Origin of the sequence: Nostoc sp. NMS7 (assembly GCF_017115085.1) — a bacterium.
Lineage (GTDB): Bacteria > Cyanobacteriota > Cyanobacteriia > Cyanobacteriales > Nostocaceae > Nostoc.
The window spans coordinates 1-24,723 of record NZ_JABXKJ010000065.1 but is presented as its reverse complement, the minus strand read 5'-3'; the positions used below and the strand labels follow the sequence as shown (position 1 = coordinate 24,723).

General features: G+C 42.7%; 25 protein-coding genes. 12 read left to right on the top strand and 13 right to left on the bottom strand.

Annotated elements, in window-relative coordinates; translation table 11 throughout:
* Positions 1-5 precede the first annotated feature (5 nt).
* On the top strand, positions 6-1,193 hold the full coding sequence (locus HWQ38_RS05715; RefSeq protein WP_292790955.1) for an RNA-guided endonuclease TnpB family protein: 1,188 nt from the start codon (positions 6-8) through the stop codon (positions 1,191-1,193).
* A 37-nt stretch (positions 1,194-1,230) separates the two neighbouring features.
* Here the strand turns inward: HWQ38_RS05715 and HWQ38_RS05710 are convergent, their stop codons facing one another.
* From HWQ38_RS05710 to HWQ38_RS05680, 7 genes are all read right to left on the bottom strand, one after another.
* A complete protein-coding gene (locus HWQ38_RS05710) occupies positions 1,231-1,983 on the bottom strand; it encodes a response regulator transcription factor (protein ID WP_292790953.1) in 753 nt (250 codons plus the stop codon).
* 292 nt (positions 1,984-2,275) lie between these two features.
* Positions 2,276-7,711, bottom strand: coding sequence for an ATP-binding sensor histidine kinase (locus tag HWQ38_RS05705; protein ID WP_292790950.1), 5,436 nt, complete (start codon positions 7,709-7,711; stop codon positions 2,276-2,278).
* A 118-nt stretch (positions 7,712-7,829) separates the two neighbouring features.
* A complete protein-coding gene (locus HWQ38_RS05700) occupies positions 7,830-8,969 on the bottom strand; it encodes an amidohydrolase family protein (RefSeq protein WP_292790947.1) in 1,140 nt (379 codons plus the stop codon).
* Between the two features lie 18 nt (positions 8,970-8,987).
* A complete protein-coding gene (locus HWQ38_RS05695) occupies positions 8,988-10,337 on the bottom strand; it encodes a glutamine synthetase family protein (protein ID WP_292790944.1) in 1,350 nt (449 codons plus the stop codon).
* 59 nt (positions 10,338-10,396) lie between these two features.
* Positions 10,397-11,170 carry a 1-(5-phosphoribosyl)-5-[(5-phosphoribosylamino)methylideneamino]imidazole-4-carboxamide isomerase gene (gene hisA, locus HWQ38_RS05690; RefSeq protein WP_292790941.1) on the bottom strand — a complete coding sequence of 258 codons (774 nt, stop codon included), beginning with the start codon at positions 11,168-11,170 and terminating at the stop codon, positions 10,397-10,399.
* Positions 11,171-11,420: 250 nt separating this feature from the next.
* The gene (locus HWQ38_RS05685; protein ID WP_292790938.1) at positions 11,421-11,720 is read right to left on the bottom strand and encodes a DUF3593 domain-containing protein; all 300 of its coding nucleotides are present in this window, start codon (positions 11,718-11,720) and stop codon (positions 11,421-11,423) included.
* The gene (locus tag HWQ38_RS05680) at positions 11,717-12,052 is read right to left on the bottom strand and encodes a DUF2499 domain-containing protein (RefSeq protein WP_292790935.1); all 336 of its coding nucleotides are present in this window, start codon (positions 12,050-12,052) and stop codon (positions 11,717-11,719) included. The genes HWQ38_RS05685 and HWQ38_RS05680 overlap by 4 nt, the downstream gene beginning before the upstream one ends.
* 143 nt (positions 12,053-12,195) lie before the next feature.
* Between HWQ38_RS05680 and HWQ38_RS05675 the strand changes: the two genes are divergently transcribed.
* The 5 genes from HWQ38_RS05675 to HWQ38_RS05655 all read left to right on the top strand — a co-directional run bounded on the left by HWQ38_RS05675 (position 12,196) and on the right by HWQ38_RS05655 (position 16,183).
* Entirely contained in the window at positions 12,196-12,405 is a 210-nt protein-coding gene (locus tag HWQ38_RS05675) for a hypothetical protein (protein ID WP_292790932.1), read from the top strand.
* A 95-nt stretch (positions 12,406-12,500) separates the two neighbouring features.
* Positions 12,501-13,538 (top strand): polysaccharide pyruvyl transferase CsaB, encoded by a 1,038-nt coding sequence (gene csaB / locus HWQ38_RS05670; RefSeq protein WP_292790929.1) that lies wholly within the window; start codon positions 12,501-12,503, stop codon positions 13,536-13,538.
* A 372-nt stretch (positions 13,539-13,910) separates the two neighbouring features.
* Entirely contained in the window at positions 13,911-15,386 is a 1,476-nt protein-coding gene (locus HWQ38_RS05665; protein ID WP_292790926.1) for a glycosyltransferase family 87 protein, read from the top strand.
* 99 nt (positions 15,387-15,485) lie between these two features.
* Positions 15,486-15,803, top strand: coding sequence for a hypothetical protein (locus tag HWQ38_RS05660; RefSeq protein WP_292790923.1), 318 nt, complete (start codon positions 15,486-15,488; stop codon positions 15,801-15,803).
* Positions 15,800-16,183, top strand: coding sequence for an aspartyl protease (locus HWQ38_RS05655; protein ID WP_292790920.1), 384 nt, complete (start codon positions 15,800-15,802; stop codon positions 16,181-16,183). Before HWQ38_RS05660 ends, HWQ38_RS05655 begins: the two co-directional genes overlap by 4 nt.
* Before the next feature lie 93 nt (positions 16,184-16,276).
* Here the strand turns inward: HWQ38_RS05655 and pgeF are convergent, their stop codons facing one another.
* Positions 16,277-17,062 (bottom strand): peptidoglycan editing factor PgeF, encoded by a 786-nt coding sequence (pgeF, locus tag HWQ38_RS05650; protein ID WP_292790918.1) that lies wholly within the window; start codon positions 17,060-17,062, stop codon positions 16,277-16,279.
* 77 nt (positions 17,063-17,139) lie between these two features.
* Between pgeF and HWQ38_RS05645 the strand changes: the two genes are divergently transcribed.
* Both HWQ38_RS05645 and HWQ38_RS05640 read left to right on the top strand, forming a co-directional pair.
* On the top strand, positions 17,140-17,958 hold the full coding sequence (locus tag HWQ38_RS05645) for a biotin--[acetyl-CoA-carboxylase] ligase (protein WP_292790915.1): 819 nt from the start codon (positions 17,140-17,142) through the stop codon (positions 17,956-17,958).
* A gap of 90 nt (positions 17,959-18,048) precedes the next feature.
* Complete coding sequence (locus HWQ38_RS05640) at positions 18,049-19,656, top strand: M23 family metallopeptidase (protein WP_292790912.1); 1,608 nt, start codon at positions 18,049-18,051, stop codon at positions 19,654-19,656.
* A gap of 62 nt (positions 19,657-19,718) precedes the next feature.
* Here HWQ38_RS05640 and HWQ38_RS05635 read toward each other — a convergent pair whose 3' ends face one another.
* The gene (locus HWQ38_RS05635; protein WP_292790909.1) at positions 19,719-20,399 is read right to left on the bottom strand and encodes a riboflavin synthase; all 681 of its coding nucleotides are present in this window, start codon (positions 20,397-20,399) and stop codon (positions 19,719-19,721) included.
* Positions 20,400-20,738: 339 nt separating this feature from the next.
* Between HWQ38_RS05635 and HWQ38_RS05630 the strand changes: the two genes are divergently transcribed.
* The gene (locus HWQ38_RS05630; protein ID WP_292790907.1) at positions 20,739-21,236 is read left to right on the top strand and encodes a bifunctional nuclease family protein; all 498 of its coding nucleotides are present in this window, start codon (positions 20,739-20,741) and stop codon (positions 21,234-21,236) included.
* Positions 21,237-21,448: 212 nt separating this feature from the next.
* Entirely contained in the window at positions 21,449-22,579 is a 1,131-nt protein-coding gene (locus HWQ38_RS05625) for an aldo/keto reductase (protein WP_292790994.1), read from the top strand.
* A gap of 232 nt (positions 22,580-22,811) precedes the next feature.
* On the opposite strand, the gene HWQ38_RS05620 is transcribed toward HWQ38_RS05625, so the two are convergent.
* Together HWQ38_RS05620 and HWQ38_RS05615 are read right to left on the bottom strand one after the other, a co-directional pair.
* Positions 22,812-23,225 carry a type II toxin-antitoxin system VapC family toxin gene (locus tag HWQ38_RS05620; RefSeq protein WP_292790906.1) on the bottom strand — a complete coding sequence of 138 codons (414 nt, stop codon included), beginning with the start codon at positions 23,223-23,225 and terminating at the stop codon, positions 22,812-22,814.
* On the bottom strand, positions 23,222-23,506 hold the full coding sequence (locus HWQ38_RS05615) for a hypothetical protein (RefSeq protein WP_292790905.1): 285 nt from the start codon (positions 23,504-23,506) through the stop codon (positions 23,222-23,224). Before HWQ38_RS05615 ends, HWQ38_RS05620 begins: the two co-directional genes overlap by 4 nt.
* A 26-nt stretch (positions 23,507-23,532) precedes the next feature.
* Here HWQ38_RS05615 and HWQ38_RS05610 point away from each other — a divergent pair, with 26 nt between their 5' ends.
* The gene (locus tag HWQ38_RS05610; RefSeq protein WP_292790903.1) at positions 23,533-23,739 is read left to right on the top strand and encodes a hypothetical protein; all 207 of its coding nucleotides are present in this window, start codon (positions 23,533-23,535) and stop codon (positions 23,737-23,739) included.
* Positions 23,740-23,742: 3 nt separating this feature from the next.
* Here HWQ38_RS05610 and HWQ38_RS05605 read toward each other — a convergent pair whose 3' ends face one another.
* On the bottom strand, positions 23,743-23,970 hold the full coding sequence (locus HWQ38_RS05605; RefSeq protein ID WP_292790900.1) for a hypothetical protein: 228 nt from the start codon (positions 23,968-23,970) through the stop codon (positions 23,743-23,745).
* 78 nt (positions 23,971-24,048) lie between these two features.
* On the opposite strand from HWQ38_RS05605, the gene HWQ38_RS05600 reads away from it, so the two are divergent.
* Positions 24,049-24,246, top strand: a complete 198-nt coding sequence (locus tag HWQ38_RS05600; RefSeq protein WP_292790898.1) for a hypothetical protein — start codon at positions 24,049-24,051, stop codon at positions 24,244-24,246.
* A gap of 24 nt (positions 24,247-24,270) precedes the next feature.
* Here the strand turns inward: HWQ38_RS05600 and HWQ38_RS05595 are convergent, their stop codons facing one another.
* A complete protein-coding gene (locus tag HWQ38_RS05595; RefSeq protein WP_292790895.1) occupies positions 24,271-24,507 on the bottom strand; it encodes a hypothetical protein in 237 nt (78 codons plus the stop codon).
* Positions 24,508-24,723: the final 216 nt, after the last annotated feature.

Sequence of the window (24,723 nt, the reverse complement as noted above, 5' to 3'; positions counted from 1 at the left end):
TAAGCATGACACAACGTAGTTTTAAGTACCGATTCTATCCAACTTCTGAGCAAGAAACATTGCTCAGGATGACTATGGGTTGCGCTCGATTAGTTTACAACCGCGCTCTTGCCGCAAGGACAGAAGCATGGTATGAAAAAAGCGAGCGTGTCGGATACGAAAAAACATCAACCATGCTGACTAGTTGGAAAAAGCAAGAAGACTTGCAGTTTCTCAATCATGTTAGTAGTGTGCCATTACAACAAGGCTTGCGACATCTGCAAACAGCATTTAGCAATTTCTTTGCAGGACGGGCAAAATACCCAAACTTCAAGAAGAAGCGTAACGGCGGCAATGCCGAATTTACCAAGGCTGCTTTCAAGTGGAAAGATAGAAAAGTATTCTTAGCTAAATGCTCTCAACCCTTGGCTATTCGTTGGAGTCGTCAGTTACCTTTATGTGCAGAACCATCCACTATTACGGTGAAGCTCTCACCGAATGGACGGTGGACTGTTTCAATACTTGTAGATGTTGAGATTGAAACATTGCCTAAATCTCTAAACCTTGTTGGGGTTGATTTGGGTATCAGCAGTTTAGTTGCATTGAGTACGGGCGAGAAGATTGCTAATCCTAAAGGTTTTAAGGTAAAAAAAGCGAAATTGCGTAAAGCGCAAAAAACCTTGAGTCGTAAGCACCAAAGGTCTAACAATCGCCATAAGGCAAGGGTCAAGGTCGCTAAAGTTCACGCCCAAATTAGCGATGCTCGTAATGATTTTCTTCACAAGTTGACAACTCGATTGGTTCGAGAAAACCAATTGATAGCAGTCGAGGATTTGTCTGTGAAGAATATGGTTAAAAATAGAAAACTTGCCCTCTCTATTAGTGACGCTAGTTGGTCGGAATTGGTCAGACAACTTGAATATAAGTGCGACTGGTATGGCCGTACTTTTGTCAAGATTGACCGATGGTTTCCCAGCTCTAAGCGATGTGGACATTGTGGACATATTGTAGATAAGTTACCTCTAAATATCAGAGAGTGGGATTGCCCAAAATGCGGTACACATCACGATAGGGATATTAACGCAAGTAAGAATATTTTGGCTGCGGGACTCGCAGTTTCAGTCTGTGGAGCGAACGTAAGACCTGATAGCCTTAAGGTTAAAGGGCAGTTGCGTAAAACCCCTGGGGGAAAGAAACAGAAACCTAATCCGTGAGGCTTAGGAATCCCCGGCATTTATGCCGGGGAGGATGTCAACCAAACCTATAGCCAAAACCTCGTACAGTCACAATATATTCAGGATGACTGGGGTCTTGCTCTAATTTTTCGCGCAACCAGCGAATGTGAACGTCTACAGTTTTACTATCGCCGACGAAATCTGGACCCCAAACCTGATCGAGTAATTGTTCTCGTGACCATACCCTACGGGCGTAACTCATAAACAGTTCCAGCAGACGGAACTCTTTAGGGGAAAGACTCACCTCTTGACCACGAACTAGCACACGACATTCTTGGGGATTCAAGGTAACATCTTTGAATTTTAATACTGGTACTGGGGGTAAATTACTTAGGCGTTGGCGGCGGAGTAAAGCCCGACAACGAGCCACTAATTCGCGCATACTAAAGGGTTTGGTCAGGTAGTCATCTGCTCCCACCTCTAACCCCAGAACGCGGTCAGTTTCACTACCCTTAGCACTGAGGATTAAAATCGGTACTGGGTTTCCTTGATGACGCAACAAACGGCAAATATCTAGCCCATTGATTTGAGGCAGCATCAAATCAAGAATCACTAGATCAAAGGGAAGTTCCCCTGAATTGGTTTCAAAACTTTTGAGATACTCTAAAGCAGACCGCCCATCGGGTGCGGTTATCACCCCATAACCTTCTTCTTCCAAGGCTACAGCTAGCATTTCCTGGATTAATTCTTCATCTTCTACTACTAAAATACGGCTGGTTTGTCCAATGTCCGTTCTGGCAGAATATTTGGTCGATTCACTGGTATACATTGATATCACAAAAGTCTAGGACTGTGCTTGTATCAATTAAGACGATTAAAAATTCATAATTGATAATTTATAATTATGTTTTAGATCGGGATTCAAACCCCAACTCAAACAAGACTGGTTGATAGTTGCACTGGGTACAAACCCTTTTTAATTCATAATTATGAATTAGGTTGAATCTATTATCTGGCCTTATTGGAACCACGCTTCTACTAGGGTTAATTCTTTGAGATTTTCTTTACAAAATGTAACATATACCACAGCAGCCTGCTAAATCAGATCGGAATAGTAGCCATTAAGAGACTGGAATCTCAATGACAAATTCTGTTCCTTCGCCAAGCACAGAATTGCAACTCAACCGCCCATTGTGGGTTTCCTCGACAATTTGACGAGCGATCGCTAATCCTAATCCTGTTCCTTTCCCCACCTCTTTAGTTGTAAACAGGTGGTCAAAGATCCGATATCTAATTTCCTCTGGTATCCCCTGACCGTTATCTCTAATCCGAATTATAACCATTTGTTGGTCACTGGATACTTCGGTGTGAATCAGTATTTGCTGATGATCGGCTTGGACTTCGGCAAAAGAACGTCCCCCAACGGATGTATCGAAGGCATCAATTGCATTAGCGAGGATGTTCATAAATACTTGATTTAGCTGTCCTAAAAAGCACTTTACAGGTGGTAATTCTCCATAATCAGTGATGACTTCGATCGCGGGACGTTTTTCGTAAGCTTTGAGGCGATACTTCAAAATCAACAGCGTACTCTCAATCCCTTCATGGAGGTTACAAGCAACTTTTTCGGCTGTATCAGCTCTGGAGAAAGTGCGGAGGCTGGTACTAATGTCTTCAATCCGATCGCTTGCCATTTTCATCGAACTTACTAGCTTTGGTAAGTCCTCAGTTAGGAATTCTAGATCAATTTTTTCGCTATGCTTAATGACTGCGATCGCAGGAGTGGGATAATGTTGTTGGTAGCATTGGATATGGGCGAGTAAGTCTTGAGTATACTCTTCGGCATTGTTGATGCTGCCTTTCAAAAATCCGATGGGATTATTAATTTCATGTGCCACACCTGCAACCAAATTACCCAAGGTTGCCATTTTTTCATTTTGCACCATTTGTAATTGGGTGTGTTCAAGTTCTTGCAGCGATCGCTCTAACTGTTGTCCATAATTTTGAGATTCTTGATAAAGACGGGCATTTTCTAGAGAGATGGCGGCTTGGGTGCATAGCAGTTGGATAACTTCAATGCGATCGCGAGTAAATGCACCAATTGTTAGCGGATTTTCTAGATATAGCAGCCCGATAAGTTTACCCTGATTTAACATCGGCGTACACAACACACTCTTAGGTTCTTGCTGCATGAAATATGGGTCGGCGATAAAATCAGTTTGTGCTGTTGCATCATCTAGCACAACAGTTTTTAAGCTGTGTTTGACAGAGTTTGCTAGTGTAATCGGAATGCCTTCGCTGGTTGATAATGGTACAGATACCAGAGTGACTCCTTCATTAATAGTAGCTACAGCTTTAACCACTAACTTGTCCTGTTGGAGTACAAGTAAGGCAGCTTTTTGCCCCCCAGCATTTTCCATCACCACTTCCAAAAGGGTAGTGAGTAATTGCTCTAATTTAATTTCACTGGAGAGAGCTTGTGAGACTTTGAAGATGGTGGATAAATCGAGGGCTTCATAAATATTGCTGCTAGAAAAGTTTGTGTGGATGGTTTGATTTGGGAATGATAATGTATCGAAGGTTGAACTCAGTTGGAAGCGATTAATTTGCCCTTCTAAGATGGGAGTTAGGAGTTGAGAATAGCGTTTTTCTAAGTCCTCGGTTTTGGCTTTAGCACCCCAACGGGCATAGCAGTAATAAGCTTCTTGCATATAAACTTGAGCAATTTTTTCTTTGCCCCACTCAAGGTAGAACTTGGCAGCTAGTTCATTGCTCAAGGCTTCTTCTTGGATATATTTGTTTTCTTTAGCCAGAGAAATAGCGCGATCATACAATTCCATTGCTTTATTTTTTTGCAGCAAAATTCGATGCCGTTCGGCTTCGACTAAATAAAATTTGTGTTGATGATTTGTTGGGGCATAATGTGCCCATTTTTTCAGCTTTTTCTGATGGTATCTTACTTTTTTAATAATCTTTTTTTGCTCAGTAGGCGTTGCTGTTGGATAGAGAATCAGTTGAGTTAACGCCTGATAAAAATAAACTATTGGTACAACTGCCGCCGATGTTACCCCATCTAAATAGGTTATTGCATTAATTGCTGCTTCAGATGCTGCGGTATAATTTTCAAACAGGTAGCAAAGTATCAGTTCATTGGCATAGCTAAAGCACAATCCAGTGCGATCGCCTGCTTGTTTTTGTAATGGCCGAATAGTTTGGGCATCATAAACAGCACCTGATAAGTAACTGGGATTAGTAGATCCCAACAAATTCAAGATGGCTTGACGAAATGAATTAATATACGTATGGGGTTTTTCTTGTCTAAAATGGCTGTAGACTTCAGCATAGTCACCCATCTGTTTTTCTAACTCAGCCAATTCCTGCCCCATAAAGTATCCATGAAAACTACAGGTATAGCTAGCCCAAGCAGCATATTCAATATCCCCTATTTCTAACCCCAGTTGATAGGCTTCGATTAACGGTGCAATTGTGCCTTGAAGGGGTTCATGCCAGTGATTAATAAATGTTTGAACAATGAAGAAGGTTCTAGCTTTAAATTCCTTGCTATGGAATTTTTCGAGAATTTGTAATGCTAATTGACCAAATTCATAACCTGTCTGAATATTTCCCAGAATGCCACACTCAATCAATCCATACCAGGCATAGCCAAAGGCAGATGCTGCCGCATTGCCGTACTGCATGGATAAATTGACTTCACTCAAGATTACTTGTGGGAGTAAATCTGGACGACCAATATAAGCGGTTGAATTCGTACTAGCCAGAATTCGGATTGCTGCCAGTTGTTTGTCCCCCGTCATATTAGGTAAATCAATTAAATTTAAAGGAGATTTACCTAAAAGTCGTAATTTTGTTTGGGCTAAACTGAGGAATGTTTGGGTTTTATTTGCTTGATGAGATAGTTTAACACCTAAGAGATTTAGCAGTGCGATCGCAGTCTTAATCGAATCATCAAAACGACTCTGAGCTAAATAAGATTGGATTTGGATCTCAATCGATTTCACCTGATCTAATAAGACGTTAGTATGTTGTTGTACTTGCTTAACAAACTCTTCTACTTGGTCAAATTGACCCATGAAATAGGCTGCCGAAGCAGCTTCTTCATACAAGGCTAATGTGAGTGAATACTGTTGTTGCCAGCTATCTGTTCTCAATAGCTGAATCCCGCAACTGATATATTCTATTGTATTAGCATAAGCAGTAGATAGTTTGGCTTTTTTTCCAGCCAGCAAATTTAACTGTGCTAATTGATCTCGTTCAGACTGTTGAGTGATTAGCTTTACACCAATATTCAACTGATTAACAATCTCAAAAATTCTCTCTTCCTGCTTTTTAATCGGTATTTTGCTTAATAATAGTTGGCCAATTTGCAGATGGATAGATTTTTTTTTGGACTCTGGGATTAACACATAAGCCGCTTGTTGAACGCGATCGTGTAAAAATTTATAGTTTACAGTTAGCGAACTTTCTACTAAATCCTGTGTTTCCCGCCCGACATAGAATTTGTAAACTTCACTTTGCGGTATGATTAATCCCTCTTGTAATGCTTTCCAGAGGTATGTTGCTGTTTCGTTTTCGGAATTTTCCGAAACAATTGCCAATGTTGCCAAATCAAATTTATTACCAATACAAGCCGCTAATTTCAAAACATTCTGCGTTGAGTCTGGCAATTTTCGCAACTGTAATACCATAAAATCAACCACATTATCTGTCAGAGCTAACGCCTTCAAATCGGCAATATTACACTGCCAGCTTCCGCTATCTAAATCAAATTTAATTAGCTGATCTTGATGTAGTGCTTTAAAAAATTGCGTACTAAAAAATGGATTACCCTTGGTTTTCTGATAAACCAATTGTGCGAGTATTTCTGTAGTTTCTAGTGAACAATTTAGGGTATCAGCAACCAGTTGATTTAAACTTGCTTCACTCAGCGGAGATAATGTAATTTTGTTAATGCTAGAATTGGCTTTAGCAATTTCATCTAATGTGAACATCAATGGATGAGCAGCAGAAACTTCATTATCCCGATAAGCTCCAATTAAAAGTAAAGCTCCACTTCCAGACTCCTTCATCAGCAACTGCATCAATTTGAGTGATGTCGAATCAGCCCACTGCAAATCATCGAGGAAAATTACTAATGGATGTTCTTTTGTGGTGAATACCTGAATGAACTTTTGGAAGAGTAAATTAAAACGATTCTGTGCTGCATTGAGTGAAAGTTCGGTTACAGGTGGTTGTTGACCAATAATTTGTTCTAGTTCGGGGATTACCTCAACAATGACTTGCCCCTGATCACCCAGCACTTGTAAAATTTTATTTTTCCAAGTTGACAATTGGGCATCACTTTTACTTAGCAATTGCCCCATTAAATCTCGAAACGCCTGCACAAAAGCAAAGAAGGGAATATTACGATTAAGTTGGTCAAATTTGCCTTTGATGAAGTAGCCCCTTTGCCGGACAATCGGTTTATGAATCTCGTTCACCAAAGCAGTTTTACCAACACCAGAAAAACCAGCCACCAGCATTAGTTCCGTACTTCGGCTACGCTCAGTAACCATCTGATTGTTGGTAACGCGATCAAAGGCTTTTAGCAGAGTTTCAACTTCATGCTCACGACCATAGAGTTTTTCTGGGATAATAAAGCGATCGCACACATCCCGTTGGGCAATTGAGAAACTCTCAATTTTCCCTGCTTCTTTTAGCTGATGTAAACAAATTTCTAAATCATATTTTAGCCCGAATGCGCTCTGATAGCGGTCTTCGGCATTTTTCGCCATTAGTTTGCTGACAATAGATGAGAGTACAGGCGGAATTTGGGGATTAATCTCATCTACCAAAGGCGGAAGTTTGGCAATATGACAATGTACCAATTCCATCGGATCGTGCGATTGGAATGGTAATTGCCCTGTTAGTAACTCGTAAAAAGTTACACCTAAAGAATAAAAATCAGTCCGGTAATCAATTCCCCGATTCATGCGTCCAGTTTGCTCTGGAGATAAATAGCCAAGTGTGCCTTCTAGCATATTAGGACTCATGAGGATTTGAGTTTCCCGTGGCAGCAGAGATGCAATACTAAAGTCAATTAACTTAACTTCTTTAGTTTCTGGATTAATTAAAACATTGGCGAGTTTAATATCTTTGTGAATGATCCGATTACGAATTAGAATATCTAAGGCATTACACAGAGCGATCGCTATTTGTAAAAACTCAATCAGACTTTGTGGTGTTCCCCCCATTCCCCCATTCTCTCCTCTCCCTTGCCACTGGTTGAGAGAAATTCCTCCAAAGTCCTCCATCACTAACGCATAGCCATTCTGATAGGGTTCCAGGCTGTAGGTTTGGATGATTCCAGGTAGATTTAGATTTTTGGCGATCGTGAACTGGTTGCGAAACTGTACCAATTCGCTGAAACTGGGATAAGTAGTTTTCATCAGCTTAATCACCACAGATTTTTGGTCAATCTCTCGATTAGCCCGATAAACTAAGGTTCGAGAACCATTGTATAGTTCTTCGCTAACGTGATATCCGGGAATGCTGACCATAGGGCTTAATTTTTGATACCTTATTATCTAGGGTTCCCAAAAACAGGGCAATATTTACAGCGAAGGTGGGGGCAATACGGTTCGGTTAAGCGGAAAACCAGGTAATAAATACTAGAAGCTAGTGCTTATTATCTATTCCTGGCGTTGATTTGTAGAGAACTAAGGCATTTTCACGTAAAATTGTGACAGCGATCGCCTCTGCTTCAGCCACAGTAATGTCAGAATCTGCAATTGCTTGCTCTAGCACTTCCCCTAAAAGCTGGCGACCCCACTTTGCACCCAAGTAGTACAATTCTGGAATTGAGTGTGCATCAGAAGAATACATTAATTTAGTAGTGGGAGTTAATTCTAACAGCTGCCTAATTACTTCCCGCATCCCGGATACACTTAAAAAAGGTATTGCCAAACCGAAATCTAAATAAACTTGGGGATATACAGAAGCCAAATAACCAGCCTGCTGCATATAAGGATAGGAAGCGTGTAGTAATACTAATGGTACATGGCGGTACTGGGGTAACTCTAGTAAATATCGCAGATTTAGGGGATTCGCCAATCGTAAATCCAAGTCGGGATCACCATAGCCAGTATGGAATTGCACTGGTAGGCGATATTTCGCTGCTACTAATAACGCTTGTTGTAACAGAAAATCAATCAGGGATTTATCAGTCAGTCGCAGAGGTTGATTTTGCAGTTGTTGTTTGAGTAGGTCAAAGTGAGCCGCCGCCACCTCGTCAGCTACAGGTTGAATATCCAAGCCACTCCGGTAACAAGCAATACTTTTAAAAGCTACCACTCCAACCGGTGGTGGATCAAGTTCGCTGATGAATCTTGCTAGAAAAGTTGCAAAATCTTCTGATTGCGGAATTAGTTGTTCTGCTAATATTTCTAACCTCAGAATTCGTCGCACAGAAATAAACCTTTCATGCCACGATATCGGTAGGATCGTTTCTGGCTGCAAACCATCATCTAAGTAAATCGCCTCTAGATTAGCGGCCTGAAAATAAATCTGCGTCAGTTCTTCTAACCCTAGATTTTCCCGCCGTGCCAAAATTGCTGCTTCTTCAGCTTCGCAGTTTAATAAAGCTGCAATCTCGCGCAAGCTCCGCCGATAAAAGAACGTATGACGCGCATGGTAGTTGATGATTTCTAGATCAGAGCTCTCAGTGAAGGCACTCGCGTAAGGATATTGGGCAAAAACTTCTGGTCTTAAGATGTTGTGGGCGTGTTGGTCAATTAAAGGAATGTCAGCTAGATTCATTGGTAGGTAATCAGATCGCTAGTATTTCTCTAATAAAGTTTTCACTTCTGCCTTTAATTCCCAATCTTTCATAGCTAGCCACTCTGCTTGACGCACTGCTAAGAAAGCTTTCGCTAACTGGGGATTTAAAGCTGTTAATAGGATATCGTCTTGCTGAAGGTGAGCGATCGCTTGCCCCAGATTATCTGGTAATCGGTCTATTTGATTAGCATTGCGTTCTGCAATTGATAAATATCCAGGGTCTTGATTCACCGGGTTTCCAGGTGTTAGACCACGCTGCACACCATCAAGTCCGGCGGCAATTACTGCTCCTAAACCTAAGTAAGGATTAGCTGAGGCATCCACAGTTTTCAATTCCAAGTTGCTTGGACAGCCCAAACCAGGGTCACTGGGGACTCTCACGGCTGCCTCTCGATTATCTAATCCCCAACAGCGAAAAGCACCACTCCAACTATGAGGAAGAAGGCGGCGGTAAGAATTAGTACTTGGGGTAGTTAGTGCCATCAGTGCCGGAAGATGGTGTAGCATGCCAGCAATAAATTGTAATGCTACCTCAGAAAGACCACAGATTCCCTGTGGGTCAGGTAACAAGTTTTTCTCCCCATGCCAAAGGCTCAGATGGATATGACAACCACTACCAGCCGCATCGGGGAAGATTTTGGGTAAGAAGGAAGCGATCAGGTTGTGTTTGTAGGCGATCGCTCTGACGGTTTCTCGAAAAGCAATTTGCCAATCAGCTGCTTGCAAAGCATCGGTATAGCGTATGGAAATTTCCTGCTGACCAGGGCCAGCTTCAGGATAATACTGTTCTACAGGTATGTCTTGAGCAATCAGTGCGTCAGCGATCGCATCAATTACTTCTCGGTTAATATCCATTGCCTGAGTTGAGGCAAAAACTGTGGAGTCAGCAGGAATGATTCCTTCAGGTGTTTGCCGAAGTAAGTAAAACTCATTTTCAAATGCTGCCCGAACTTCCCAGCCATTAGATTCGGCTGCCGCAATCATCCGCTTCAAGAAATTTCGCGGGCATAATGGCCAAGCAGAACCATCTAGTACCATATTGCCCATAACACGAGCATGACCAGGAGCATAAGGTAAAGGCTTGAGCCTAGACCAATCTGGTACTAAGCGAATTTCACCTACTGGCCCTAAACCAGTTTCTGGTACAACTGCATCATACATCACAGGAATTCCCTGCTGCCCTACAGAAATACCCACCCCATGCTCAAAGTAATGATCTAGCATCCCCAGATGTACGGCTTTGCCACGGATAATGTTAGCATTATCGCACCAAAGAACTCGCACAAATTTGACACCAGTTTCTTCAAAATACTTACGTGTTTTTTCCCAGTTATTTTTTTCAACCATTGCTAGTTATTTTCTTAGCATTTAGGTCTTTGGATTTATTTCTTGGAAGTGCCTTAATCTCAAGCAAAAGTAGAAAAACCTAAATTCGGCGGAATATCCTGAATCCGCCCAGGCCCGATCGCTCGCAATGCTTCTTTGAGTAAAATATCCCCAGTATACAAAGCACGTCCGACAATCACACCAGTTACGCCTTGAGGTTCTAACGCCAATAAACTTAACAAATCGGTGAGAGAACTTACCCCGCCAGAGGCAATTATCGGGATGGAAATTGCTGCTGCAAGTTCTCGCAAAGCTGACAAATTGGGGCCTGTAAGTGTGCCATCACGCTGGATATCGGTGTAAATTATGGCGGCTGCGCCCAATTCTTGCATTTGTACAGCCAGTTGAGTTGCTAAAACTTCCGAGGTTTCTAACCAACCGCGAGTTGCTACGAGGCCGTTACGGGCATCAATCCCGATAATAATCTGTTCGGGAAATTCTGCACACAATTGTTGCACTAGCTGGGGTTGTTCTACGGCGATAGTTCCGAGAATTGCCCACTGTACGCCTAAATTAAATACTTGTTGGACGCTGGTGCGATCGCGCAATCCTCCACCAATTTCAATCGGTACTGACACTGCATCTGCGATCGCTTCAATTGCCCCCAGATTTACTACATTACCTGCTTTAGCACCATCTAAATCAACTATATGCAATCTCGTAGCACCTTGATCTACCCACTGTTTGGCAACATCAGCCGGATTTTCGCTAAAAACTTGTGAGCGATCGTAGTCTCCCTGATACAGTCGCACACACCGACCTTCTAGTAAATCAATCGCTGGAATTACATCCATTTACTTGTTCCTCATAACTCAATGCAATTAAAACGTTATAGCGTTTCCTAATCAGATGAGGTACATCATAGCCCCCTCCTCGCTTGCGGGGAGGGGGTTGGGGGTGGGGTTCTTGTCCGAGAACCCCTATAGCTATATACCAGTCCTATTTGATACGTGAGAATGAATCAAGGGTAGAATGCTTGTAAAATAAGGATTTTTATCTCAGCATTTTCTCACGAATGATTACGGATTGCTATAGCTGAATTTACTATTTTTCATTTTTCATTTTTAATTGCCTGACAGCTTGCCCAAAACCCAGCACAAGCAAAATATTAGAAAGGGTCAAAAATAGTTCTGCACCGCCGTGCAACCAATCTACATTTGCTAAAGACTTGCCATAATGTAATACAGCATAAATCCCCGCCGGGATGGTGACGCCAACAAACACGAGAGTCCCGTAAAATCCATATAGCGCTAAACGCGGCATTTGCGGACTGCGGCTGAGAAACCACAAGAAACCCAAGTAGGGAAACAGTGAAAGCGCAAACAGGGTTTCTTTAGAAATCATTGCTCTAATTTGATAGGTTTTGGTTCAACAGTATCAGGAGATTTGGTAGAACGCCAAATCAAAAATGCTGCTGCCCAAAGCGTAAAATTACCAACTAAAGTCATGGTAGCTTGAAGCGTTACCAACCATTCCAGAGATTCGGCGTTGTCGAAATAATGCCAGGTACAAGCACACATGGCGCTAACTAAAGCTGGTAACATGGCCAGGGATAATCCCCACCAATTACGGTTATTAGTGAGTTCGCCGTAAGTCCAGATTAACCAAATGGCGACAATCCACTCAATAACGCTAGAAATATGAATAATCCAAGTGGGAATTGATAGGGCGTTCATAAGAAAGTTAGAGACGCGATTAATCGCGTCTGTACAGGAGTTAGGAGTGTCAAGGTGATATCTAGCTTGAAATTTATATTTGTTTAAACAAAATCTTCACTTGTTCTTTTAGAATTTTAAACATTCCGAGTTCAGAGGTTCAAGTGCCGAGTTCAGAAGCTCAACTTCCGAGTTCAAAGGCTCAACTGCCGAGTTCAGAAGCTCAACTGCCGAGTTCAGAAGCTCAACTGCCGAGTTCAGAGGCTCAACTGCCGAGTTCAGAGGCTCAACTGCCGAGTTCAGAGGTTCAACCTCCGAGTTCAGAGGAAGTTCTAACTATCTTCTACACTATTGAAAGTAGAACTTGGGAATGAGTTTACCATCTGTATCGGGGACAGAGATTCATTTAACAATAGCTATTAATCTAAAATCGTTCGACTGAGCGAAGTCGAAGTCCAAAATGGTCAAGATGCGGGCATTATTGTCTGGGTATTACGGTAAAGGTAACGGTGGTGACGAAGCTTTGTTGGCAACGCTTCTGCAAATGTTACCATCTCACGTAACGCCTGTGGTGCTTTCTGGTAATCCAGAGGAAACGCGCGATCGCTACAATGTAGAAACCTACGATCGCATGGCTCCCTTACATATATTTGAAGCTTTACGCTCTTGTGATGCCTTGATTTGGGGCGGCGGGAGTCTCATTCAAGATGTTACCAGTACTATCAGCCCATTTTATTATGGGGTAGTGATGGCACTGGCGCAGAAAATGGGTTTGAAAACCATTGCCTGGGCGCAGGGTATTGGCCCGTTAGTGCATCCGCAAACTCGCTGGCTAGCACGGCAAACCTTTAGTAATTGTACCAAAGTTAGTGTCCGCGATCGCGCCAGTGCTGCTTTATTATCTGATTGGCAAATTCCTTGTATTATAGCTCCTGACCCGGTTTGGGCGTTGGAGTCGAAACCAGTACCGGGACTTTGGGATTTACCTGCGCCCAGAGTTGCGGTAACGTTGCGATCGCATCCCCAACTGACTCAAACACGTCTGGCAAACTTGACTCGTGCTTTGGTTGACTTTCAAAAAGCTACGCAGGCTTTTATCTTATTACTGCCCTTTCAAAAAAGTGAAGATTTAAGTATTGCCGAAGCTATTCAACCCCAACTTAAAGATGTCAGCCAGATTTTATGTCTGGAAGATCCGCAACTCTTAAAAGGTGTGTTTCGCGGCGTTGAAATGGCAATTGGGATGCGTCTGCACAGTTTGATTATGGCTGCATCTGTTGGTTGTCGCTGCTTTGCTCTCAGTTATGATCCCAAGGTAAATCGTCTCATGGAAGACTTGGAAATGCCTGGATGGGATTTGGCGAGTTTACCCGATGACCCCAATTTGATTAGTCTGACTTGGATGGAGCATTATGCTAACGGTTCACCCTTATCACCAGAGCAAATACAATCTTTGCTAGATAGGGCATTAATGCACCGCGAGTTATTGAGCCAAGCTTTTATGTAATAATTAAGACCAAAAAAACTAGATCGAAAAAAATCCAAAACTTCATTTATTTACTATTTGGATAAAATCGACCAGACAATGGTGGCTCATGTCCCTGAAGGACTGACAAATAAAACAATACTCAACTACTTCTTGTGGGGTGGGCCGAAAAGCCCGCCCGTATACGTATACAAAGGCGGGCTTTTCGGCCCACCCCACAACATTGGGTAATTTATTTGTTGTCAGTCCCTGAGAGCAAGCTTGGTTATGGCGGCAAGGGAGTAATTGTCAAAGTTTTGTAAATTGATTATGAAAATACTTAAGTATCGTTTATAACGACTGTTTAGGCGATATTATATACGATATCCAGAAATAATTATTGAGATCATTCTGATGATAAGCTTTGGCTTTTGGAACCTAATTATAGTAATTGTAGTTGCTTTAGTTCTCAAAAATAATTGGCGATTAGATGATGAAAAAGCAGCCTGGAAAAATTCTTTATTCTTAAAATCTTCTCTAATCCAAGGGTTGATACAATTTTTTCGTCAACCAATTGTTAACTTTCTCATACAAGCAAGTGTTGTATTAGTCGTTACAAGATTCCTCTGTTATACAGGTTGGCTAATTTATTTCCTAAATCAACCCAATCCACCCTTATGGGATTTTAAGTGGTATTATGTGGCGAGTAAATTGGCTCATCAACATTTGAGTCCCTTTAATGCCGAGATTTTTAACCAAAGTTTCTGTACCCTAACTAAGGTGTGTGGATTTATTCCACCATTTGTCTATCCACCTAATATTATTCCTCCGATCTGGTTCCTCAGTTATTTTTCGCTCAATACTGCATTTCAAATCTGGATTGTGATGCATATATTAGCAATCGGTTTGGTCTTATGGGGAGCGAATATCCTGCTGAAGTCGAACTCACTAGCTCTAAGAACTATTTGCACAATCTCGGTTGCCTTGATTTATGGCTTAGTTTACGATCTTCAAGTTGGTAATGTTGCGACTTTCGTTGCAGTTCTGATCTTATGGATGTTTATCTTCGCTAGAAAACATCAGGAGATTCCAGCCGGAGTTTGCTTAGGGCTTGCTCTTTGTAAACCAACATTAGCTGCATTATTTGTTCTGTATTTTCTACTTAAAAGACGGTTTTATCTAGTTTTTATATCTGTTGTCACAGTAACGTCTCTAGGATTTTTAGGTCTAGCTTTGACGGGCAATTCTTTAACACAATTCCTGTCAGATGCAGATCAGGGATTTTCACTCTGGCTAAATGATCCATCAGTTAGCCCCTATATTTCGATTAGTCGCCTCGATTTGATGGTCGTCGGTCCAAGATTATTTCCCAATAACCCATTTGTTGCCAAGCTTTTTTCAGACTTAATTGTTTTGATACTTGTTGGTTTGGTGGGTTGGTATTGGTATCTACAACAATCTCTCACAGCCTGGTCAAAAAAAATCTACTTAGCAGAAATGGTGTTAATTTCTTGCTTGAGTATTGCGATTAACTATTCACAGGAAACTAGTTCTGTGATGTTAATACCTGCCGTTGTTTTTTTGCTAAATGATTTGCTCTATCAAATTAGGCATTGTACATTCTCGATGAAAAGAATGTCTGTTTGGTTAGCAGGAGTTTGCTCTCTTGCAGTGCAAACAGCAGTTATTCATGTCTGGCTCATCGGCTCTCTAGCAAAGCGTTGGAATGTCAAAGCAGGGGAATTGCCATACATCATGAAAGTAACTATCTTCGCCCTACCGAGTTATGCAATTTTAGCACTCACTGTAAGTATTTTAGTCTTAGCAATTAGTTCGTTGCGTCAACAACAGGTTATGAAATTGGAACCTTTGAATCGGGTGTCAAATTAGAACATCAGAAGTCATAAGTAAGTGGGTGTGAATAATTAAAGGTTTGTAACTCGAAATCACGCCATAATAAAATCACACAAGCGCTTACATTTTATTGATATGACACAGGTATCGCACCCACGACGCAGCCGTATTGTACAAGCATCAACCTTAGCACCTAAAGAAGTACCCCACTGTCAGCAACAACGTGATGCTTTTGCTATAAAGTGTCGTGCTGTTTTTGAGCGCTTACGTCCAACTCTGATCGAAACGCATTACAACTGGCATATTGCCATAGATCCTGAAACAGAACAATACTTCATTGACCCAACATTCTTAGGGATAACGCAAAAAATTCATGATGCTTATGGCAATACTAACGAAGTAAAACTTACCATATTCCGACTCAACGACACAGGAACCTGCGGCAGGTTATGATTGCAGGTTCGTTTGGGGATAATGGTGAGCTACTATTTGAAATTGAGCTTGTTACTGCTAATGATCAGAAATTTTCTGTTGAAGCTTTATTCGATACCGGGTTTACAGATGGGTGGTTAGCCATTAATACTCAAGACTTGGAAGTATTGGAGTGGTCATTAATGAGCGCACAAATCGAGATGCAGACAGCACGAGGGGAAGCACGATTTGATATCTATGAAGGCAAACTCATCATTGACGGAACTGAATTTGTAATTCCTGTTCATGTTGGAGATGACATCCCTGATACCATCATAGGTTCCTTGTGGCTAGAAATGATGCAGTTGACCGTTAACAAACCCAAAGGAATATTAACCCTTGAGATGGTGGTGAGCAGTTAAATTCCTTAAACCAATTGAGTCAAGACGAAGCCAAGAATATTTTCCATTCTCCAAGTTCCGATCTCAGATGAGAATCTAATTTGAAAATAGGGGTTAGTGACTAGTTTTACCACTGACAATCCCTGACCACTGTACTTTTTTCTCTTTTTCCCGGCGGTAAGAAAAGAAATGCTCTGGAGTTTGGAAAGTACAATAAGGTGCGATCGCAATTTGTTCTTCACTAATCCCCATATTTTCCAGTTGTAAGGTATTCACTCGCCGGACATCCAGCCTTACCTTTCCAGGATTGGGATCTTCCAACAAAGGTGAATTTGGTAGCTGATATAATGCAGTAATAATTTTTTGTTCGTCGTTATATGGTATAATAGTACTCCCGACTTCAGCCGCCACATCAATAGAGACTTGGTAAACCTCACCAGCGATCGCAGGTCCCATTGCAATTCGCAAATCATCGAGTTTACTGCCTTGAGATTGTAACCGAGCGATCGCTAAGGGGACAATCTTTTTAGCAGTCCCGCGCCAGCCTGCATGTAATGCTGCCACCTGTCCAGTTTTCACATCCCCAATCAGCACGGGTGTACAATCTGCACTAGCTACCCAAACAGCTTGTAGAGGCTGTTCGCTAATTAAACCATCTGCCGATGCTAAATCATCCCCAAGAGTGCTTAAGAGGCTATTAATTTCTTCGGGGGTGAGAATAGTATTGCCATGTACCTGCTTTAAGCGATAGACTGATGCCTCTGGTTGCAATACTTCTGTGATAACTTGTGGCGATCGCGGCCAAAACTGCTGGGTAAAGAAGCCGTGATGCCAACGTTCCAGAATACTACAAGTTAGATAAGGCAGTCCTTCCCAATTGCGCCAGTGCCAAGTGTGCATCTTCAACCAAACCTAAACACAAATCACTCATCAGCCAATCAATGCTAACTTGAACAACGGAATTTGGGTTAACTGCCGTGGGATTTAATCTGCAAAACTTGGAAGCAGCCTTGAAAGCAGGGCGCAAGTATACATATTTACCATTTTCCCTTCACTTTTTTGAAAGCGTCTCCTCAACTAACCAAACTCTCTGGAACTTACTCAAGCAAGGGGCTATTTCAGGAACAGTAGTAATCGCAACTCAGCAATCTGCTGGGCGGGGACAATGGGGACGCGAATGGATTTCTCCGGTTGGAGGATTATATGTTTCCGTGGCGATTTCTTTCGACCACAAAATAGAGGCTACTGACAGCTACCAGCTAACTTTTGCTACTGCTTGGGGAATTGCGTCTCAATTGCGCCAGCGCGGTGTAGATGTGGGGATAAAATGGCCCAATGATTTAGTTTTAAATGGTCGCAAACTAGGCGGCATTTTGACAGAAACCAAAGTAAACAAAGGACAAATCACCCAAGCAGTAATTGGTATTGGTATTAACTGGACAAACCCAGTACCGGAAACTGGAATCAATCTGGAATCGTGGCAAGCATCCCAAGATATCAGACCAATTTATTGTCTGGAAATGCTCACCTCTACAGTCTTACTGGGAATAGAATCCGGTATGGAGTGCCTTTGCAAAGAAGGAGTAAGCATACTCTTGTCTCGCTATTTAGACTTGCTTACAAACATGGGCGATAAGGTGTACGTCAATAATCTTTCAGGTACTGTAGTTGGGGTAACATCTCAAGGAAATTTACGAGTTGATTTGGAAACAGATGATACAAAGGAACTAATTACACCGGAAATTTATATTGAACCCGGTACAATCAGTTTGGGATACCATAAATCTTCCGTTTAAATTTGAGGTTTGTTCAAGATTTAGCTCTTTGGGCAAGACAAACCACTAGCATCATCTCTTTAGGCTAATTACACACAACTGAGAGAACAAATGACGCAGCACAATAATTCTGCCCATCATCGTTTGCATTACTTATGGCAGCAAGGTCTGACAAAAAAACGCTTTGCCTCGACACTACCAGCTCAGAGCCTCTGTTGGCTGAGTAGCGTTAGCCTCCTTAGCGGCGGCTTCGTGTTTGCCCAAACGGAAACACAAATAGACAACATCGTTCCCACTGTTGAAAGTTCCCAGCCAACAGCAGTTAAAGCCTCTCTGCGAGACGCTACGCGTAGCTTGCTTCCACGAAGTGGTACGACTCCGCTCGGCTTAAAAAAACAGGCTGTTGTGCCGGAAGCAGCTCAAGCGCCACCGGAATTTTCCCAACGGCGAGCCAGACTCAGACAGAGACTACACAAGCCAGAGGTTGCTCAATCAAAAGAGCCAGTTAGGCAGTCTACACCCAAATTTGAAGCTGCTAAACCTGTTGTGATTATCCAGTCAAAGCCCAAGGTAGAAACCTCCCAGGTTACTCCTGCAAGGGTGAGACAGGAAAAACCCAATACCCCTACCCGTTCTTTACCTGAAAAACTAAGAGAAGTTGCTCAACCATTAAATAACTCCAACAGTAGTGTCAGTGCAACGGCGGAGAAAACCAAGGATTATAATAACGCCTATATTGATCCTAATAGTTATGACAGTGGTGCCACAGCTAGTTATCAAGCACCAAATTCTGTAATTCTCACAGACCGTTCCAGTGGTTGTCAAGCCATCTTAGCGTCAGGGCAAAGCGTATTAGGCGGCGTTTGTGCCAAAGTACCCCAAAGGAGTGTAGCTGATTCTAATAGTAAACCAGCACCTAATTGGCTCAGAAGAAGTCAAAATGCACAATTAGCAGTAGTTCCACCCGTGCGGCAGATTGCAACTACTGGTAGCCCCAGCAGATGGCGTCCTACTGAAAGTGCTTCTAGTACTGACACCAAGACGGCATTTCGCCGGAATCGGTTTATTCCGAGTCCTGGCGAGTTCAGCCCCACAACAGTGAGTGCAACTCCCATCGCGCCCAGTGGTGGCACTTTACCTCCACCAATGGCAGATGGCAACATTGCACCCCGCCCCAGCAGTGTAGCTTACGACTTCTCACTGGCATCAGTATTGCCGCAAATCCCCTACACTGGGGCAGTCGCCTATAGTGGTACAGGAATGATGTATCCACTGTCTATTCCCGCTCCCATTACTTCGTTGTTTGGTTGGCGAGTTCATCCCATCACAGGGAACCAACGCTTCCATGCTGGTACAGACTTGGGTGCGCCTACGGGAACACCAGTTTTGGCAGCTGCTGCTGGTCAAGTGGAAACTGCTAACTGGATGGGTGGTTATGGTTTAACCGTTATCCTAAATCACAAATCTGCTGAACAAACTCTCTACGGTCACATGTCAGAAATCCTTGTGCAACCTGGTCAATGGGTACAACCTGGAACTGTCATCGGGCGAGTTGGCAGCACCGGGGCTTCCACAGGACCTCATCTGCACTTTGAAGTTCGCCACCTAACACAGGACGGGTGGGTTGCTGTTGACCCAGGTGTGCAATTACAAGGCGCCCTCAGCCAGTTAGTGCGAAGCTTACAAACCGCCCAGGTAAGCCAGGAACCAGGCAGCTAAATTGGAAATTTTGGATTTTGGATTTTAAATTAATCTAAAATCCGAAATCCAAAATCTAAAATTCAGAGATACCCGTGTTCTGCTAAGAATGTGGGTGTAATGCCATCTATACTATTGTCATCAGGGGCTGTGGTGTGTGGGTTGCCAGAGTAAAGGAATTTTTCCACGTATTTGCCGAGAATATCTCCTTCTAGATTCACCAAACTCCCAGCAACCAAATAGCAAAGATTTGTCTCTGCATAGGTGAGGGGAATTACTGCCACCTTGAATTGGAAGAGTTCTGGCTCGTATGCGGCTACTGTGAGGCTGATGCCATTGACAGCAATGCTACCTTTAGGGACAATGTAGCGGGCGATCGCTTCGGATGCAATAAAGGTGATTTCCCAAGAACTAGCCGTTTGTTCTGCCGCCAGCAATCGACCGATGCCGTCTACATGACCCATCACAAAATGACCGCCAACTTTGCTGCCCACCCTGAGCGACGCTTCTAAATTGACATATCTCTGTGACGTTTGTTCACCTCCCAACGTGGTGCGGCGTAGCGTTTCTGGTGAAGCCGTGGCAATAAACCCGTCTTTTAAAACTTTTTCTACTGTCAGGCAAACGCCATCTACTGCAACACTGTCGCCATAAGCCAAATCTTGGATAATTACTTCACCCGACTGGCTTAAACAAGTAATTTGCCAAGAATCGCCCCCTAAGGGTTCCATTGTTCCTAATGCCTGGATTAATCCTGTAAACACGGCTTTTTTGTCAAACTAACTCTATTTATTGCCTAATTTTGCCTGAAATCAATTGGTAATTCTCACAGAAATCTAGAATATCCAAGTATATTTTTTGACTTTTTTCGGATAGGGATATTAACACATTAGCATCATTCACAAGGCATACTTGGGTAATAAGGTTATTGTCTAAGAAGACCAATTAGACTTACTGTGGTTTTCACCACAAGTTCGGAGTTTAATAGAAGCAATTATAGAGAACAAATGCTTATGTTTATTACTGTCGGCAAATCTCCAAAAAAGGGGTACTATTTGTTACACAGCATTCAAGACTCTCAAAGGATTGTAGAGGCTTAGCCAATGATTGAAATGAAAGTCGCTGGCATAGCATTAGATGCCATAACTCGCAGCCCGATCGTACTTTTGAAAGATTCTTCAGATCGGCGGGCTTTGCCAATTTACATCGGTCAGGAACAGGCTAGGGCAATTATGGGCGCACTGGACAATCAGAAGCCTCCCAGACCCTTAACCCACGACCTGATTGTGAATCTTCTAGAGACTTGGAACATGACTCTAGAAAAGGTGATCATTCATTCCCTACAAAAGGATACATTTTATGCAGCTTTAATCGTCCAGCAAGGCGAGGTTAAAAAAGAAATTGACGCGCGTCCTAGCGATGCGATCGCCATTGCTCTCCGTACAAATACCCCTATTTGGGTAATGGAAGAAGTGATTGCCGATGCTTCTATCCCTGTTGATCGCGATGCAGATGAAGCCGAACAGCAAGCCTTCCGTGAATTTATTTCCAATCTCCGTCCTGAAGATTTGATTAAGCGCTTTGGTAATGGGGACAGCTAGGCAATTTTAGATTTTGAATTTTGGATTTTGGTGAAGCAACACGGTCTTGGGGGTTTCCCCCATGAGTGACTGCTGTTAGCGCAGCGTTAGCGAGTCTTCGAGCGTCATCCGAAGGGATTGAAGGAAAAAGCGTTCGACTGAGCGCTCACGCCGAAGTCTAAAATCTAAAATCTAAAATCTAAAATTGAATGACTCCTAACTCTTTGTTAAAGATGCAATACCGACGCTTTGGGAAAACGAATCTGCGCCTCTCGGTTTTTTCCTTGGGAACAATGCGCTACTTGGCTTCTTTTGAAAATACTCACCAAACCATCGAACAAGCCTTAGCGCTAGGAATTAATCATCTAGAAACCGCCAAAGGTTACGGCAAAAGTGAGGAGTATCTTGGTAAGGCGCTAAAAGCTGGGTTGTCAGTATCCCGAACGAGGCTTCACGTCACTACCAAAATCTCACCCACAGCAGATGCTGACACGATGCGTCGGTGCATCGACGAATCCCTAGAACGATTACAGCTAGATTATTTAGATTGCTTAGGCGTTCATGGTTTGAACACTTGGCAACATTTGGAGTGGGTGCAAGCCAAAAATGGCTGTATGCAAGCTGTAAAAGAAGCGGTTGCTGATGGTCGAGTGCGACACGTGGGTTTTTCCACGCACGGCCCATTAGAACTAATTCAGGCAGCAATCAATACAGATTTTTTTGAATTTGTCAATCTGCATTATTACTATTTCTTCCAAAGAAATGCACCAGCGATTCAGCTAGCAACTGAGAAAGATATGGGCGTTTTTATAATTTCTCCTGCTGATAAGGGAGGACGTCTTTACACGCCACCTCAAACCCTAAAAGACCTCTGTCAGCCGTATTCACCCTTAGAATTAAGCTATCGATTTTTACTTGCTGATAACCGTATTACTACTTTAAGTATAGGACCAGGAAACCCAGATGAATTCATGGAACCTTTGCGAGTCGCTGACGATGATGGAGAGTTAACATCAGCAGAAATTTCTGCTTTCCAGCAATTAGAAAATCACCAAAAAGTTGCTTTGGAAACTGACAAATGTAGCCAGTGTTATGCTTGTTTGCCCTGTCCAGAAAATATCAATATTCCAGAGGTATTGCGGTTACGGAATCTTGCAGTAGCATACGATATGACAGACTATGGACAATATCGTTATGGAATGTTTGAAAATGCTGGTCACTGGTTCCCTGGAATGAAAGGCAACCGTTGTACAGAATGCGGTGACTGTTTGCCTCGGTGTCCAGAAAAGTTAGATATTCCAGCTTTGTTGGAAGATACTCACGAAAGATTAAATGGCAAAGCAGGTAGGAGATTGTGGGGTTGACACTCTCCGGTCTAAAGACTTACTGTGTACACACAAGTCGGAAAACCTCATCCACATTGGCTTGAATCTGGTAGGGTAGGGTGCGTTATGGACATGTGCAATTGCACCCTCTGGAGCTACATTGTATAACGACGTATAACGGCTAAATTGAGCGGCTGCAAACCATCTTCGCAATACACCAATATCTCTCGCCAGTCCGCTCCAATAATTTGTTAGGCTTAATGTAAGGTAGTCATTCTTTTAATAATGGCCGAAATCCTGCCTGCTGAAAATGAGTATCGGCAGTCAGTGCGTCAGTGATTCCTCGATCCTGCATCACTATGAATGATATACAGTCTACTAAACCCCATTCTTTGTCTTCTCGTTGCTTAAACAAATTGAATGCTGATCTGTATAGACTATTGGTTAATAAAACAACTTCGACACTGGGATCAGTTTCGAGGGATTCCAAAAGTTGGATTGCTGCCGCTCTGTATCTTTGCTTTGAAAGCGCATTACCTATTTCTAGCAAGATCGCCTGAGTTGTCACTAAACGGGTTCTGTTAGTCTCAATTTGATTAGCAAGCTTAACAGCAAGTACATGATTTTGATCGGTGACCGAAGATAATGCGATCGCAAAAGAAGTATCTAAAAAAACTTCAGTCATTGTTCAGAAAGGGTTTCTCCATACAAGTATTGATCAATTTTTTCTGACCAATCTGGCTTACCCTGTAACTTTAAAGACTGAGCAGTTTGAAGAAACGTTTTATGTGGTTTTACTTCATTAGGTAAAACACTTTCAACGATAATTCGCACCCTCGTACCTGCGGCTAGGTTTAAGGGTACTTCTTCTTCTTTGACCAGTTCTGTGGCAAGGAACTGCATTAGCCGAAGCTTGTCAATTTTTGGAAGTTCCTGGATTTGTGACATGAGTTCAGCTAATGGCATTTGAGAATCTCCTCGTCTGAGGGCTGGTGAAAGGAAGCGATCGCCCTCTCATTTTAGCCTCGCGATCGCATCCACGGTTGCAGCTTCAAGTGCAATCTGGCTTCTGGTTTGTACTACCAGAGAAAAGTGATGCTGGGTTTCCTGTTGTCAACCCAGCCTACGGCCATAGGCGATCGCCCTACTTTGACCTGTGCAATTGCACCCTCTGGAGCTATATGTATAACGACGTATAACGGCTAAGTTGAACGGCGGCTAGTATCCTTCGCATCCTCACCAATATCTCTCGCCCGTCCGCTCCAACGTGTTGTTAGACTGGGCTTTCGTGATAAGTTCACAACTTCTCTTCCGCCTTCCGCTTGCTGCTTTTGCAAATCAGCAAAGATGGCTTTCAAATCATGATTGAAGGAGCGAGAATACTCTTCACGAATTCTGTGGATCTCTTCTACAATCTCATCCTGAAACATAATCAACCTCCAAGCAGTTCATAAGGTGTACAAGGAAGCGATCGCCCTCTCATTTTAGCCTCGCGATTGCATCCACGGTTGCAACTTCAAGTGCAATCTGGCTTCTGGTTAGTACTGCCAGAGAAAAGTGATGCTGGGTTTCCTGTTGTCAACCCAGCCTACGGCCATAGGCGATCGCCCTACTTTCACCTGTGCAATTGCACTGATCTCCGTATTAATTTTCAAGCTAACGCTCCACCGGACACAGATAACCTTCGCAACTCACCGATCACTTGACTTTGTTCCGGTGCATTGGGATTGTTAGGCTTCTTCAGTTGACTCTTCCTGTGTAGAAGAATCACTGTTTATCTTTTCTACGATTTTCTCAATTAGCTCATGATGCCCTTTTTTATCTTCTTCAGAGGGTGTATCATCAGGTTTCTCAGTATGGGGTGTAGTTGTAAGTGTAGCTATGTGAATATGACCTAACACCGTCATTACAGCAGCCGTGAAATGTGAACGCGGATCAGCATCCTTTTCGTGGTAAGAAAAGGACAAATTATTGCAATGGTCACGAATCGACTGAGTTTCAAATGAAATGATCTCTGTCCTATGTGCAAAATCATTTCTAATACCTCTGACAATATCTAGGTCGCGTCTGCAATTTCGTGAAATTAGTAACTAAGCGAAACTCGGTTTTCGCCTCTAAATCACAAAAGTTAATTACTCTATAAGCTTGAGCATCATCAGACGCACCAACTTTGATCAACCCAT

Bases quoted from the DNA above. Each gene is read 5' to 3' on its own strand.
- HWQ38_RS05715 (WP_292790955.1), top strand. From the start codon at position 6: ATGACACAACGTAGTTTTAAGTACCGATTCTATCCAACTTCTGAGCAA.
- HWQ38_RS05710 (WP_292790953.1), bottom strand. From the start codon at position 1,983: ATGTATACCAGTGAATCGACCAAATATTCTGCCAGAACGGACATTGGA.
- HWQ38_RS05705 (WP_292790950.1), bottom strand. From the start codon at position 7,711: ATGGTCAGCATTCCCGGATATCACGTTAGCGAAGAACTATACAATGGT.
- HWQ38_RS05700 (WP_292790947.1), bottom strand. From the start codon at position 8,969: ATGAATCTAGCTGACATTCCTTTAATTGACCAACACGCCCACAACATC.
- HWQ38_RS05695 (WP_292790944.1), bottom strand. From the start codon at position 10,337: ATGGTTGAAAAAAATAACTGGGAAAAAACACGTAAGTATTTTGAAGAA.
- hisA (WP_292790941.1), bottom strand. From the start codon at position 11,170: ATGGATGTAATTCCAGCGATTGATTTACTAGAAGGTCGGTGTGTGCGA.
- HWQ38_RS05685 (WP_292790938.1), bottom strand. From the start codon at position 11,720: ATGATTTCTAAAGAAACCCTGTTTGCGCTTTCACTGTTTCCCTACTTG.
- HWQ38_RS05680 (WP_292790935.1), bottom strand. From the start codon at position 12,052: ATGAACGCCCTATCAATTCCCACTTGGATTATTCATATTTCTAGCGTT.
- csaB (WP_292790929.1), top strand. From the start codon at position 12,501: ATGCGGGCATTATTGTCTGGGTATTACGGTAAAGGTAACGGTGGTGAC.
- HWQ38_RS05665 (WP_292790926.1), top strand. From the start codon at position 13,911: ATGATAAGCTTTGGCTTTTGGAACCTAATTATAGTAATTGTAGTTGCT.
- HWQ38_RS05660 (WP_292790923.1), top strand. From the start codon at position 15,486: ATGACACAGGTATCGCACCCACGACGCAGCCGTATTGTACAAGCATCA.
- HWQ38_RS05655 (WP_292790920.1), top strand. From the start codon at position 15,800: ATGATTGCAGGTTCGTTTGGGGATAATGGTGAGCTACTATTTGAAATT.
- pgeF (WP_292790918.1), bottom strand. From the start codon at position 17,062: ATGCACACTTGGCACTGGCGCAATTGGGAAGGACTGCCTTATCTAACT.
- HWQ38_RS05640 (WP_292790912.1), top strand. From the start codon at position 18,049: ATGACGCAGCACAATAATTCTGCCCATCATCGTTTGCATTACTTATGG.
- HWQ38_RS05630 (WP_292790907.1), top strand. From the start codon at position 20,739: ATGATTGAAATGAAAGTCGCTGGCATAGCATTAGATGCCATAACTCGC.
- HWQ38_RS05625 (WP_292790994.1), top strand. From the start codon at position 21,449: ATGCAATACCGACGCTTTGGGAAAACGAATCTGCGCCTCTCGGTTTTT.
- HWQ38_RS05620 (WP_292790906.1), bottom strand. From the start codon at position 23,225: ATGACTGAAGTTTTTTTAGATACTTCTTTTGCGATCGCATTATCTTCG.
- HWQ38_RS05615 (WP_292790905.1), bottom strand. From the start codon at position 23,506: ATGCCATTAGCTGAACTCATGTCACAAATCCAGGAACTTCCAAAAATT.
- HWQ38_RS05605 (WP_292790900.1), bottom strand. From the start codon at position 23,970: ATGTTTCAGGATGAGATTGTAGAAGAGATCCACAGAATTCGTGAAGAG.